At 70.3% G+C, this 12,129-nt stretch carries 11 protein-coding genes; 2 read left to right on the forward strand and 9 right to left on the reverse strand.

Translation table 11 applies throughout. The annotated features are described in order from the left end of the window. Window positions 1-120: 120 nt before the first annotated feature. The 4 genes from yjjG to FHR56_RS17690 form a co-directional block, all read right to left on the reverse strand. Window positions 121-804, reverse strand: a complete 684-nt coding sequence (gene yjjG / locus FHR56_RS17675) for a pyrimidine 5'-nucleotidase (protein WP_160946918.1) — start codon at window positions 802-804, stop codon at window positions 121-123. A gap of 122 nt (window positions 805-926) precedes the next feature. Continuing rightward, the gene (locus tag FHR56_RS17680; protein WP_160946917.1) at window positions 927-2,657 is read right to left on the reverse strand and encodes a cation acetate symporter; all 1,731 of its coding nucleotides are present in this window, start codon (window positions 2,655-2,657) and stop codon (window positions 927-929) included. Next, the gene (locus tag FHR56_RS17685) at window positions 2,654-2,971 is read right to left on the reverse strand and encodes a DUF485 domain-containing protein (protein WP_019797327.1); all 318 of its coding nucleotides are present in this window, start codon (window positions 2,969-2,971) and stop codon (window positions 2,654-2,656) included. The genes FHR56_RS17680 and FHR56_RS17685 overlap by 4 nt, the downstream gene beginning before the upstream one ends. Before the next feature lie 33 nt (window positions 2,972-3,004). Beyond that, entirely contained in the window at window positions 3,005-4,417 is a 1,413-nt protein-coding gene (locus FHR56_RS17690; protein WP_160946916.1) for a DcaP family trimeric outer membrane transporter, read from the reverse strand. A gap of 215 nt (window positions 4,418-4,632) precedes the next feature. Here FHR56_RS17690 and acs point away from each other — a divergent pair, with 215 nt between their 5' ends. Then, window positions 4,633-6,576 carry an acetate--CoA ligase gene (acs, locus tag FHR56_RS17695; RefSeq protein ID WP_160946915.1) on the forward strand — a complete coding sequence of 648 codons (1,944 nt, stop codon included), beginning with the start codon at window positions 4,633-4,635 and terminating at the stop codon, window positions 6,574-6,576. 139 nt (window positions 6,577-6,715) lie between these two features. After that, window positions 6,716-7,381, forward strand: coding sequence for a response regulator transcription factor (locus FHR56_RS17700; protein ID WP_019797713.1), 666 nt, complete (start codon window positions 6,716-6,718; stop codon window positions 7,379-7,381). A 39-nt stretch (window positions 7,382-7,420) separates the two neighbouring features. Here FHR56_RS17700 and FHR56_RS17705 read toward each other — a convergent pair whose 3' ends face one another. The 5 genes from FHR56_RS17705 to FHR56_RS17725 are packed head-to-tail and all read right to left on the reverse strand — an operon-like array spanning window position 7,421 to window position 12,123. Then, window positions 7,421-8,083, reverse strand: a complete 663-nt coding sequence (locus FHR56_RS17705; protein ID WP_019797712.1) for an epoxyqueuosine reductase QueH — start codon at window positions 8,081-8,083, stop codon at window positions 7,421-7,423. After that, window positions 8,080-8,970 carry a 3-hydroxyisobutyrate dehydrogenase gene (gene mmsB / locus FHR56_RS17710; protein ID WP_160946914.1) on the reverse strand — a complete coding sequence of 297 codons (891 nt, stop codon included), beginning with the start codon at window positions 8,968-8,970 and terminating at the stop codon, window positions 8,080-8,082. Before mmsB ends, FHR56_RS17705 begins: the two co-directional genes overlap by 4 nt. Beyond that, a complete protein-coding gene (locus FHR56_RS17715) occupies window positions 8,967-10,154 on the reverse strand; it encodes an enoyl-CoA hydratase/isomerase family protein (protein ID WP_160946913.1) in 1,188 nt (395 codons plus the stop codon). Before FHR56_RS17715 ends, mmsB begins: the two co-directional genes overlap by 4 nt. Next, a complete protein-coding gene (locus FHR56_RS17720) occupies window positions 10,139-10,948 on the reverse strand; it encodes an enoyl-CoA hydratase (RefSeq protein ID WP_160946912.1) in 810 nt (269 codons plus the stop codon). Before FHR56_RS17720 ends, FHR56_RS17715 begins: the two co-directional genes overlap by 16 nt. Beyond that, window positions 10,945-12,123, reverse strand: coding sequence for an acyl-CoA dehydrogenase family protein (locus tag FHR56_RS17725; protein WP_160947009.1), 1,179 nt, complete (start codon window positions 12,121-12,123; stop codon window positions 10,945-10,947). The genes FHR56_RS17720 and FHR56_RS17725 overlap by 4 nt, the downstream gene beginning before the upstream one ends. Window positions 12,124-12,129 lie beyond the last annotated feature (6 nt).

A 12,129-nucleotide genomic window follows, 5' to 3' on the forward strand; every position in this document is an offset into this window, starting at 1 on the left:
GGCTGAAGCCGCTCCTACCGTGTGCTTTGCTTCGGCCCGCGATGCTGGTGCGGTTCTCGTTGTGGGGGGGACTTCAGCCCCGACCCGATACACGCAAGGCGCTCGCGCGCATCCGCCCGGTTATGCAGGTTCTTCCAGCAACCAGGCCTGTAGCTGCGCCAGCGAGGCGACTTCGTGATGCGGCACGATGCCGTCCGGCGCGGCGGCGCCATGCGCATTGAACCAGCAGGTGTGCAGGCCCGCGGCCAGGCCGCCGGCGATGTCCGCCTGCGGGTTGTCGCCGACCATCAGCACCTGCGCCGGCGGCGGATCGCCCAGCTGCGCCAGCGCGTACGCGAAGATCGCCGGGTGCGGCTTGGCCACGCCCACCACCTCGGAAATCGCGATCACCTCGAAGCGGTCGTGCAGGCCGGTGCGCTGCAGGCGCGCGGTCTGCAGCGCGCCGAAGCCGTTGGTGACCAGCCCCAGGCGGGCGTGTCCGCGCAGGGCGTCGAGCAAGTCCGCCGCCCCATCCAGCGGCGCGCACAGTTCGGCCATCGCCGCCAGGAACGCCGCATTCAAGGTCTCCGGCGCAGTCTGCAGGCGCTGCGCCCAGTCGGCGAAGCGGCGCTGCTGCAATTGCAGCGCGGTGATCGCGCCGTTCTGGTACTGCACCCACAGCGGCCGGTTGCAGGCGGTGTAGGCGGCGTACTCCGCTTCGCCGAACTGCACGCCGTAGCCGGCGAACATGCGCTGCAGGCCGGCGAAGGCGTCGAAGTGGAACAGGGTGTCGTCGGCGTCGAACAGGATCCAGCGGTAGCGCATGCGGTGGGACGGCCAAGGCGACGGGCAACCATGGTAGCGCTGCATCACCGCCCAGACGACGACGCCGGCCCAAGGGCCGGCGTCGCCTGCGGCGGTTGCCGCGTCCTGCCAGGTGCGTGGGCTCAGTGCCCCGACCCGCGCGAGGCGCCCAGCCCGGTCTCGGCGCGGATCTGCTGCGCCTTGAACGCGGCGCGTTCCTTGCCCGCCTGCGCGCTGCGATCCAGCACCGAGAACAGCCAGATGCCGACGAAGCCGATGGTCACCGAGAACAGCGCCGGCGAGGTGTACGGGAACGGCGCCGAGCCGGTCGGGTTGCCCAGCGTGTCCACCCACACCGACGGCGACAGCACGGTCAGCACCAGCGAGGAGATCAGACCCAGGAAGCCGCCGATCACCGCGCCGCGGGTGGTGCAGTTCTTCCACAGCAAGGACAGGATCAGCACCGGGAAGTTGGCCGATGCGGCGATGGCAAAGGCCAGCGACACCATGAAGGCCACGTTCTGCTTCTCGAACACGATGCCCAGCAGCACCGCGATCACGCCCAGGGCGATGGTGGTGACGCGCGACACCTTCAGCTCCGAGCCGGGGGCCGGATTGCCCTTCTTGATCACCGTGGCGTACAGGTCGTGGGACACCGCCGAGGCGCCGGACAGGGTCAGGCCGGCGACCACCGCCAGGATGGTGGCGAAGGCCACCGCCGAGATGAAGCCCATGAACACGTTGCCGCCCACCGCGTTGCCGACCAGTACCGCCGCCATGTTGGCCGCGCCCTTGCCGCCGTGGATGGTGCCGGTGGCGACGTCGGCGAACTGCGGGTTGGTCAGCACCAGGGCGATGGCGCCGAAGCCGATGATGAAGATCAGGATGTAGAAGTAGCCGATCCAGGTGGTGGCCCACAGCACCGACTTGCGCGCCTGCTTGGCGTCGGGGACGGTGAAGAAGCGCATCAGGATGTGTGGCAGGCCGGCGGTGCCGAACATCAGCGCCATGCCGAAGGAAATCGCCGAGATCGGATCCTTGACGAAGCCGCCCGGGCCCATGATCGACAGGCCGGCGCTGGCCGCCTCTTCCGGCGAGGCGCCGCCGTTGGCCGCCACCGCGGTCTTCACCCGCACGCCCTCGGCGAACAGCGCCTCGAAGCTGAAGTTGAAGTGCCACATGATCGCCACGGCCATGAAGGTCACGCCGGTCAGCAGCAGCACCGCCTTGATGATCTGCACCCAGGTGGTGGCGGTCATGCCGCCGAACAGCACGTAGACCATCATCAGCACGCCGACCAGGCTCACCGCCACCCAGTAGTCCAGGCCGAACAGCAGCTTGATCAGGGCGCCGGCGCCGACCATCTGCGCGATCAGGTAGAACAGCACCACCACCAGCGTGCCGGAGGCGGCGAAAGTCCGGATCGCGGTCGGTGCGAAGCGGTAGCCGGCCACGTCGGCGAAGGTGTACTTGCCGAGGTTGCGCAGGCGCTCGGCCATCAGGAAGGTCAGGATCGGCCAGCCGACCAGAAAGCCGATCGCGTAGATCAGGCCGTCGTAGCCATTGGTCATCACCGCTGCGGTGATGCCCAGGAACGAGGCCGCCGACATGTAGTCGCCGGCGATCGCCAGGCCGTTCTGGAAGCCGGTGATGCCGCCGCCGGCGGTATAGAAGTCCGACGCCGAGCGGGTCTTCTTCGCCGCCCATTTGGTGATCCACAGGGTGCCGGCGACGAAGAAGGCGAACATCGCGATCGCCACCCAGTTGGTCGGCTGCTTGTCGGTCTGGCCGACATCGCCGCCGGCGGCCAGGGCCGCGCCGGCCGGCAGCAGCGCGGCCAGCAACAGCAGAAGGAAGCGCAGGTGCTTGCTCATTGGCGGGCGTCCTCGAGGATCTCGGCGGTCAGCTGGTCGTACACGGTGTTGGCGCGGCGCACGTAGATGGCGGTGATGGCGATGGTGAAGACCATCACCCCGATCGCGATCGGAATGCCGATGGTGGTGACGCCGCTGCCCATCGGCTGGGCCAGGAACGCCTTGTCGAAGGCGATCAGGCCGATGAAGCCGTAGTAGGCCAGCAGCATCAGGATGGTCAGCGTCCAGCCCAGCGCGTTGCGCTGGCGCTTGAGCGCGTGGTACTTCGGATTGGCGTCGATCTTGGCGATCAGCGCGTCGTTGGAGAGGGTCATGTGGTGCCTCCGGGGTAGTGACCGCAGCGCGGATCAGAAGCTGTACTTGGTGGTGAACTGCAGGCGGGTGATGTCGCCCTTGGCGCCGCTTTCGATCTCGCGCTTGCCGTACATCAGCTCGGCGCCGATATCGACCTTGGGCAACGGCGAGTAGAAGACGTTGCCGCGGATGCTCTGCACGCTTTTGGTCACGCCCAGGCCGGTGCGCGCGGTGTCGTTGTCGTAGTCGCTGCGCGCGTAGATCAGGTTGGTGCGCAGCTTGGGCGAGAACGCGTGGCGCCAGCCGACGTAGCCGGCGACCACCCCGACCGTGTCCAGGTCGCGGTCGGCGGCGTCGTACACCGCGTTCTGGGCGATGCCCAGGCCGATGTAGCGGCCGATGCCTTCGCCGCCGGTGAGCTGGTAGAACAGGCTGTCGCTGTCGCTGGCCACCCACTTGCCGCCCAGGGTCAGGCCGCCGGAGGCCTTGCTGGCGTCGGCGCCGGTGGCGCGGTTGTCGACCTTCTGCTGGCCGACCACGCCGGCGACGCCGAAGCTGCCCCAGTCGCCCTTCCAGCCGTAGCGCACGGTCAGGTCCGGCAGCGCGCCGCGGTCGGAACTGGCGGTGCTGACCACGCCGGCCGCGCTGCGCGTGTACAGGGTGGTTTCCGGGTTCTCCAGGGCGATGCTGAAACCGCCGTTGGTGTAGCGCAGCTGCGCCTGGCGCACGAACACCACGCCGTCGGTGGGGCCGATGAAATCGGCCGCTTCCGGCAGCGCCGCCGGGTCCATGAAGTTGGACCAGGTCTGGCCGGCCAGCCAGTGGTTCCAGTACATGTAGGCGTGGCGCAGGGTGGCGCCGTAGGTATTGGTGGCGGTCTGGGTACCCAATGAATTGCCGAAGAAATCCAGTTCCACCAGCGCCCCGGCCTTGTTGCCGCCCTCGGTGACGCTGTCCACGCCGAAGTTGATCCGCGAGAACTTGGCGTGGGCGTTGTAGTCGGTGCCGGACTTGGCGCCGCCCACCGGGGTCTGCCCGGGCAGGTACAGCGCGCGGCCGGTGGCATCGTCGGCGAGCTGGCCGTCGCCGGTGCGGGTGGCCAGGAAGTCGGCCTTGATGAAGCCGCCGACCTTGAACGTGGTGCCGGGCGCCGCGCCCGGGGTGATCGTGGTGACCTGGATCGGCGCCTTGCCGGCCGGCGGGGCCGGTGGGGCCGGCGGCGGCGCGGCCTGGCTCGAGCGGACCGCGGCGACCTCGGTCTGGGTCTGCGTGATCTGCCCCTGCTGCTGTTGCTGCGCGGACAGCAGTTGCTGCACCTGCCGCTCCAGCTCGGCCACGCGGGTCTCCAGCGCCTGTTCGCGCGCCGAGGGTTTGCCTTGGGCGAAGGCCGCGCCGGGCGCGACCAGGGCCACCAAGAGCGCGGCCGCCAACGGGCGGCGCGCCAAGGATGCGATGCGGTTGCTCATTACTCCCTCCCGAATAATGGATGGCCGCACGCATGCGCACGGCCGTAGCCCAGCGTGCGCGAGCGCGCCGGCCGCGCCTATTGGCCATTAGTCGAACGTCGGCTGAGTTACGACCATCGTCTAAGGCCCGAGGCGTGTGCGCTTAACGCCGGATGCGGCACACTGCGCGTTGACGCGCCGCCGCATGCGGCGCCCCGTTCATTGCAGAGGGAACCATGGCCGATCTCTATCCCGTCGATCCGCAATTCGCCGCCCGTGCGCGGGTCGACAAGACCCAGTACCAGACCCAGTACAAGGCATCGGTGGAACAGCCGGAGGCGTTCTGGGGCAAGGTGGCCGAGCGCCTGGACTGGTTCAAGAAGCCGACCCGGATCAAGGACGTCAGCTTCGCCCTGGACGACTTCCACATCCGTTGGTTCGACGACGGCGAACTCAACGCCAGCGTCAACTGCCTGGACCGGCAACTGGCCACCCGCGGCGACAAGACCGCGCTGCTGTTCGAGCCGGACAGCCCGGACGCCCCGTCCTACCGCGTCACCTATCGCGAGCTGTACGAGCGCGTGTGCCGGCTCGGCAACGCGCTGCGCGCGCTGGGCGTGCAGAAGGGCGACCGCGTCACCATCTACCTGCCGATGATCCCCGACGCGGCGGTGGCGATGCTGGCCTGCGCGCGCATCGGCGCGATCCACTCGGTGGTGTTCGGCGGCTTTGCGCCCAACTCGATCGCCGACCGGGTGATCGACTGCGGCAGCAAGCTGATCATCACCGCCGACGAAGGCCTGCGCGGCGGCAAGAAGATCCCGCTCAAGGCCAACGTGGACGCGGCGCTGAAGCTGCCCGGCACCACCAGCGTGGAAACCGTGCTGGTGGTGCGCCACACCGGCGGCGCGGTCGACATGCAGGCCCCGCGCGACCGCTGGTTCCACGACGTGGTCGACAGCCAGCCGGCCGAGTGCGAGCCCGAGCGCATGAACGCCGAGGATCCGCTGTTCATCCTCTACACCTCCGGTTCCACCGGCAAGCCCAAGGGCGTGCTGCACACCACCGCCGGCTACCTGCTGTACGCGGCCTACACCCACGAGACCGTGTTCGACCTGCGCGAGGACGACATCTACTGGTGCACCGCCGACGTCGGCTGGGTCACCGGCCACAGCTACATCGTCTACGGGCCGCTGGCCAACGGCGCCACCGCACTGATGTTCGAGGGCGTGCCCAACTACCCGAGCGTGTCGCGCTTCTGGGAGGTCATCGACAAGCACCAGGTGACGATCTTCTACACCGCCCCGACCGCGATCCGCGCGCTGATGCGCGAGGGCGAGGCGCCGGTGAAGAAGACCGCGCGCACGAGTCTGCGCCTGCTCGGCAGCGTCGGCGAGCCGATCAATCCCGAAGCCTGGCGCTGGTACTACGACGTGGTCGGCGACGGCCGCTGCCCGATCGTGGACACCTGGTGGCAGACCGAGACCGGCGGCATCCTGATCACCCCGCTGGCTGGCGCCATCGACCTCAAGCCCGGCTCGGCGACGCTGCCGTTCTTCGGCGTGCAGCCGGCGCTGGTCAGCGCCGACGGCGAGGTTCTGGAAGGCGCCACCGAGGGCAACCTGGTGCTGCGCGATTCCTGGCCGGGGCAGATGCGCACCGTCTACGGCGACCACCAGCGTTTCATCGATACCTACTTCCGCACCTACCCGGGCAGCTACTTCACCGGCGACGGCTGCCGCCGCGACGCCGACGGCTACTACTGGATCACCGGCCGCGTCGACGACGTCATCAACGTCTCCGGCCACCGCATCGGCACCGCCGAGGTGGAGAGCGCGCTGGTGGCCCACCCCAAGGTCGCCGAAGCGGCGGTGGTCGGCTTCCCGCACGACATCAAGGGCCAGGGCATCTACGCCTACGTGACCCTGGTCGCCGAAGAGCAGCCGAGCGAGGCCCTGCACAAGGAACTGGTGGCCTGGGTGCGCAAGGAGATCGGCCCGATCGCCGCCCCCGACCACCTGCAGTGGGCGCCCGGCCTGCCCAAGACCCGCTCGGGCAAGATCATGCGCCGCATCCTGCGCAAGATCGCCGAGAACGCCCCCGACCAACTCGGCGACACCTCGACCCTGGCCGATCCGTCGGTGGTGGATTCGTTGGTGAACGAACGGCTGGCGCGCTGACGCGCGCCGGGATTCGGGAGTCGGGATTGGGGATTCGTCAAAGCGGTCCCCGGTCCGTGTCCGATCTCCTGGCGACGTCACGCTCCGCTGTTGCTGTTGCTCTACGAATCCCCAATCCCCAATCCCGAATCCCCGCCCCATGCCCACCCTGCTGATCGCCGACGACCATCCCCTGTTCCGCGAGGCGCTGCGCGGGGCGGTGCAGCGGGTGATGCCCGGGGTGCAGTTGTACGAGGCCGACAGTGTCGAGGCGCTGTACGCGCTGGCCGAGCGCCATGCCGATGCCGATCTGCTGCTGATGGATCTCAACATGCCCGGCGCGCAGGGCTTCAGCGCGTTGGTGCATATGCGCGCGCTGCATCCGCAGTTGCCGGTGGTGGTGGTGTCCGCGCGCGAGGAGCCGACGGTGATGCGGCGCGCGCTGGACCACGGCGCGTTCGGCTTCATTCCCAAGTCGGCCGATTCGGACACCATCGGCCTGGCCCTGGGCACGGTGCTGGACGGCGAGCACTGGGCGCCGCCGGAAGCGCACAACGTGCCGCCCACCGACCGCGCCGAGCGCGAGGTCGGGCAGCGCCTGCGCGAACTGACCCCGCAGCAGTTCCGGGTGCTGCAGATGCTCGGCGCCGGCAGCCTCAACAAGCAGATCGCCTACGACCTGGGCGTGTCCGAGGCCACGATCAAGGCACACGTCACCGCGATCCTGCGCAAGCTCGGCGTCACCAACCGCACCCAGGCGGTGCTGCTGGCCGGCAAGCTGGCCATCGACAGCGACGCCATCGTGCTGCCGCCGGAAGAGGATTGAGCCGCCGGAAGCGCGCACGCCCCGGCCTGCACGCCACGCTCAGTCCGATGTCCCGCCCTCGTCGCCGTAGAACAGCACGCCGAGCTTGATCCGCTCGCGGCCCTGCGCGCGGCGGTGGCGATTGGTGTCGCGCAGCGAATACACGCAACCGCAGTACTCCTGCTGGTAGAAGCGCTCGCGCTTGCTGATCTCGACCATGCGCGCGGCGCCGCCGTGCTTGCGCCAGTTGTAGTCCCAGTAGGTCAGGTCCGGGTACGGGGCGGCCGCGCGGATGCCGCTGTCGGTGATCTGGCGCATGTCCTTCCAGCGCGAAATGCCCAGCGAACTGGTCATCACCGCATAGCCGTGCTCGTGCGCATACAGCGCAGTGCGCTCGAAGCGCATGTCGAAGCACATGGTGCAGCGGATGCCGCGCTCGGGGGCGTTCTCCATGCCCCGGGCGCGCGCGAACCAGTTGTCGGTGTCGTAGTCGGCATCGACGAAGGGCACGCCATGTTGCTCGGCGAAGCGGATGTTCTCCTGCTTGCGCAGCTCGTATTCCCGGGCCGGGTGGATGTTGGGGTTGTAGAAGAACACCGTGTAGTCGATGCCGGACTCGACGAACGATTCCATCAGCTCGCCCGAGCACGGCGCGCAGCACGAGTGCAGCAGCAGGCGTCCACTGCCGCCGGGCAGGGTCAGGCGCTCGCGGACAGTGCTCATGGCGCCTCCGCGAGCAGCTGGACGACGCTGGAGAAATCCAGGCCGCCGCGGCCCTGGCGGCGGTTCAGCGCGTACAGGTTGCGCGCCAGTTCGCCGAGCGGGATCGCCGCGCCGGTGGCCATCGCCGCTTCCGCCGCCAGGCCCAGGTCCTTGAGCATCAGGTCGCTGCCGAAGCCGCCGCTGTAGCCGCGCGAGGCCGGCGCCTGGTCCAGCACGCCCGGCCATGGGTTGCAGACCTCGGTGGCCCAGCTGCGGCCGGTGCTGACCGCCATCATCCGCGACAGCGCCGCCGGATCCAGCCCATGCGCCGCGCCCAGCGCCAGCGCTTCGGCGGTCGCGGCCATGATCACCCCCAGCGCCATGTTGTTGCAGAGCTTGGCCACCTGCCCGGCACCGGCCTCGCCCATGTGGAAGATGTTGCGGCCCATCGCCTCCAGCACCGGCCGCGCGCGCTCCAGGGTGGCGGCCGCGCCGCCGACGATGAAGGTCAAGGTGCCCGCGGCGGCGCCGGCGGTACCGCCGGACACCGGCGCATCCAGCGGCTGCAGGCCACGCGCCACTGCCGCGGCGGCCAGCGTGCGCGCCGAGGCGGGCGCAATCGTGCTGCTGTCGATGAGCAGGGCGCCCGCGGGAATGTGCGCGAGCAGTCCCTCCGCACCGAGGAACAGGGCTTCGACGTGGCGGCTGGCCGGCAGCATCGAGATCACCACCTCGGCCTCGGCGACCGCGGCCACCGCGCTGTCGGCCGCGTGCGCGCCGGCGGCGGCGGCGGCCGCGAGGGCGGCGGGGTTGAGGTCGAACACGCGCACCACGTGCCCGGCCCTGACCAGGTTGACGGCCATCGGGCCGCCCATGTTGCCCAGGCCGATGAAGGCGATCCGGCTCATGCGCGGGTCTCCGTGTGACGGCCGAGATCGGCCAGGGGGTGGGCCTGCGCCGGCCACGGCGCGTGGAAGAAGTCGTGCGTCCACGCCGCGGACGCGGCGTCAAGCGTGGCCGGCTGCCAGCGCGGAGCGCGGTCCTTGTCGATCAGCAGCGCGCGGATGCCTTCGGCGAAATCGCCATGCGCGGCGCAGTGCAAGGCGACGGTGTACTCCAGCCGGAACACCTCGGCCAGCGACAGCGATGCGGCGCGCTGCTGCAGCGCGAAGGCCAGCCGTGCCGAGCCAGGCGCGCCGGCGGCGAGCGTGGCCTGCGCGGTCGCGATCCACGGATCGGCGGCATCGAGGCCGGCGATCGCCGCCACCACCGCGTCCAGCGTGGGATGCGCGCAGGCATCGGCGATCGCCGCGGCGTGCCGCTGCAACGGACCGGCCGGCGCCGGCGTGGCGAAGCGGGCCAGCACCGCGTCCAGCGCGCGCGCCGTGTCCTGCGCGGCGGCCGGCCAAGGCGTGTCCTGCAGGGCGGCCAGCACCTCCGCGCGCGCCGCCTCCGGCACGTGCACATCGGCCAGGCCGGCGTAGATCGCATCGCCGGCGCCCAGCGGCGCGCCGGTCAGCGCCAGGAACAGGCCGGCATGCGCCGGCACCCGCGACAGCAGCCAACTGCCGCCGACGTCGGGAAACAGGCCGACCGTAATCTCGGGGAAGGCGAGCCGGGACCGTTCGCCGACCACGCGGTGGCTGGCGCCCGCCATCAGCCCGATCCCGCCGCCCATCACGATGCCGTGGCCCCAGCACAGCACCGGCTTGGGGAAGGTGTGGATGCGGTAGTCGAGACGGTACTCGGTTTCGAAGAAGGCCTCGGCATGCGCATCGCCGCGCGGGTCCACGTGCAGGGCGGCGCCTTCGGTGGCGCGCTCGCGCATCCCGCGATACAGCCCATGCAGGTCGCCGCCAGCGCAGAACGCCTTCTCGCCCGCACCCTGCAGCACCACCAGCGCCACTGTCGGGTCCTGCGCCCACTGCGTCAGTTGCGCATCCAGCAGACGTGCCATCTCCAGCGACAGCCCATTGAGGGTGCGCGGCGCGTTGAGCGTGGCGATCCCGATGCGGCGGCCGTCGCCCCTGGCGCGCGTCTCGAACAGCACCGCGGCCTCCTCGGCAGCGGAGGCGCTCACGCGTTGCTCCATACCGGCGCACGCTTGCCGAGGAAGGCGTTGACGCCCTCGGCCTGGTCGGCGCTGTCGAACAGGTCCACGAACGCCTCGCGTTCGCTGACCAATGCGCTCGCATGCGACTGCGTGCGGGTGGCCTGCACCAAGCGCTTGGCCGCGGCCACGCTGATCGGACTCTGCCGCGCCGCCTTGGCCGCCCATTCCAGCGCGCGCGCCTGCGCCTGCCCGGTCGGCACCACCTCCTCGACCAGGCCGATCCGCAGCGCGGTCTCGGCATCGACGCGTTCGCCGAGCAGGATCATGCGCTTGGCCCAGCCCTCGCCGACCAGCCGCGGCAGGTTCTGGGTGCCGCCGGCGCAGGGCAGCAGGCCCACCGTCGCCTCGGGCAGGGCCATCTGTGCCTGCGCCTCGGCGATGCGCAGATCGCAGGCCAAGGCCGCTTCGAGCCCGCCGCCCATCGCATAGCCGTTGATCGCGGCGATGCTGACGCCGCGGAATCCGCTCAGCGCCTCGAAGGCCTCGCCGAAGCGCCGCGCCGCCTCGCGCGCCAGCGCCTTGTCGCCGTCCGCGAACTGATTGAGGTCGGCACCGGCGCTGAAGAATTTCTCGCCGGCGCCGACGAGCACCAGCGCATAGATCTCGCGATCCGCGTCCAGCGCGCCGACCAGTTCGCCCAGCGCGCGCAGGCTGTGCACGGTCCAGGTGTTGGCCGGCGGATTGGACAGGGTGACCACGGCGGTGTGGCCGTCGATCTGCAGGCCCAGCCCGGTCCAGTCCCGGCTGCGGTAGGAGGTGTCGGCAACGCTCATCGCAATTCCTCTTCGGTGTTCAGCAGGTGGCGCGCGACGATCACGCGCATGATTTCGTTGGTGCCCTCCAGGATCTGGTGCACGCGGCTGTCGCGCAGCAGGCGTTCGACCGGATACTCGCGGATGTAGCCGTAGCCGCCGTGCAGCTGCAGCGCGTCGTTGCAGATCGAAAAGCCCGCATCGGTGGCGAAGCGCTTGGCCATCGCGCACCACACCGTCGCATCGCGCGCGCCGGCATCGAGCTTGCGCGCGGCGGTGTGCACCATCTGCCGCGCGGCGACCAGTTGCGTGGCCATGTCGGCCAGGGTGAACTGCAGCGCTTGGAACTCGGCGAGCTTCTTGCCGAACTGGCGACGCTCGCCCAGATAGCGCCGCGCCGCGTCCAGCGCGCCCTGCCCCGCGCCCAGCGAGCACGCGGCGATGTTGAGGCGGCCGCCGTCGAGGCCGCGCATCGCGATGCGGAAGCCCTCGCCCTCCTCGCCCAGGCGATGCGCCAGCGGCACGCGCACGCCGTCGAAGCTCACCGCGCGGGTCGGCTGGCTGTGCCAGCCCAGCTTGTCCTCGTTGCGGCCGTAGGCGATTCCCGCCGCATCGGCCGGCACCGCGAAGGCGCTGATGCCGCGCGCGCCGTCCTCGCCGGTACGCGCCATCACCACCAGCAGGTCGGTCGCGCCAGCGCCGGAAATGAAGGCCTTGCTGCCGTCGATGCGGTAGCCGTCGCCGTCGCGCACGGCACGGGTCTTCAGCGCGGCCGCGTCGGAACCGGCGCCCGGTTCGGTCAGGCAGTATGAGGCGAGCTTGCGGCCGCTGGCCAGCGCCGCGCCCCAGTCCTTGCGCACCGCCGGCGTGGCGAAACGGGTCAGCATCCAGGTGGCCATGTTGTGGATGCTGATGAAGGCGGCGGTGGACGGATCGACCGCGGCCAGCTCCTCGAACACGATCGCCGCATCCAGGCGCGACAGTCCGCTGCCACCGGCGTCCTCGTCTACGTACAGGCCGCAGAAACCGAGTTCGCCGGCCTGGCCGATCGCCTCGCGCGGAAAGATCCCCTCCGCATCCCAGCGCGCCGCGTGCGGCGCCAGTTCGGCCTGGGCGAAGCCGCGCGCGGCCTCGCGATAGGCGCGCTGGGCCTCGTCCAGGCCGGCATCGGCCGGCTGCTCCAGCGGCCACTGCATCGCCGC

Source organism: Xanthomonas sp. F10, assembly GCF_014206815.1.
In the GTDB taxonomy this organism is placed as follows: Bacteria; Pseudomonadota; Gammaproteobacteria; order Xanthomonadales; family Xanthomonadaceae; genus Xanthomonas_A; species Xanthomonas_A indica.

Excerpts from the sequence above, each read along its gene's own strand:
- yjjG (WP_160946918.1), bottom strand. The coding sequence starts at position 804 with ATGCGCTACCGCTGGATCCTGTTCGACGCCGACGACACCCTGTTCCAC.
- FHR56_RS17680 (WP_160946917.1), bottom strand. The coding sequence starts at position 2,657 with ATGAGCAAGCACCTGCGCTTCCTTCTGCTGTTGCTGGCCGCGCTGCTG.
- FHR56_RS17685 (WP_019797327.1), bottom strand. The coding sequence starts at position 2,971 with ATGACCCTCTCCAACGACGCGCTGATCGCCAAGATCGACGCCAATCCG.
- FHR56_RS17690 (WP_160946916.1), bottom strand. The coding sequence starts at position 4,417 with ATGAGCAACCGCATCGCATCCTTGGCGCGCCGCCCGTTGGCGGCCGCG.
- acs (WP_160946915.1), top strand. The coding sequence starts at position 4,633 with ATGGCCGATCTCTATCCCGTCGATCCGCAATTCGCCGCCCGTGCGCGG.
- FHR56_RS17700 (WP_019797713.1), top strand. The coding sequence starts at position 6,716 with ATGCCCACCCTGCTGATCGCCGACGACCATCCCCTGTTCCGCGAGGCG.
- FHR56_RS17705 (WP_019797712.1), bottom strand. The coding sequence starts at position 8,083 with ATGAGCACTGTCCGCGAGCGCCTGACCCTGCCCGGCGGCAGTGGACGC.
- mmsB (WP_160946914.1), bottom strand. The coding sequence starts at position 8,970 with ATGAGCCGGATCGCCTTCATCGGCCTGGGCAACATGGGCGGCCCGATG.
- FHR56_RS17715 (WP_160946913.1), bottom strand. The coding sequence starts at position 10,154 with ATGGAGCAACGCGTGAGCGCCTCCGCTGCCGAGGAGGCCGCGGTGCTG.
- FHR56_RS17720 (WP_160946912.1), bottom strand. The coding sequence starts at position 10,948 with ATGAGCGTTGCCGACACCTCCTACCGCAGCCGGGACTGGACCGGGCTG.
- FHR56_RS17725 (WP_160947009.1), bottom strand. The coding sequence starts at position 12,123 with ATGCAGTGGCCGCTGGAGCAGCCGGCCGATGCCGGCCTGGACGAGGCC.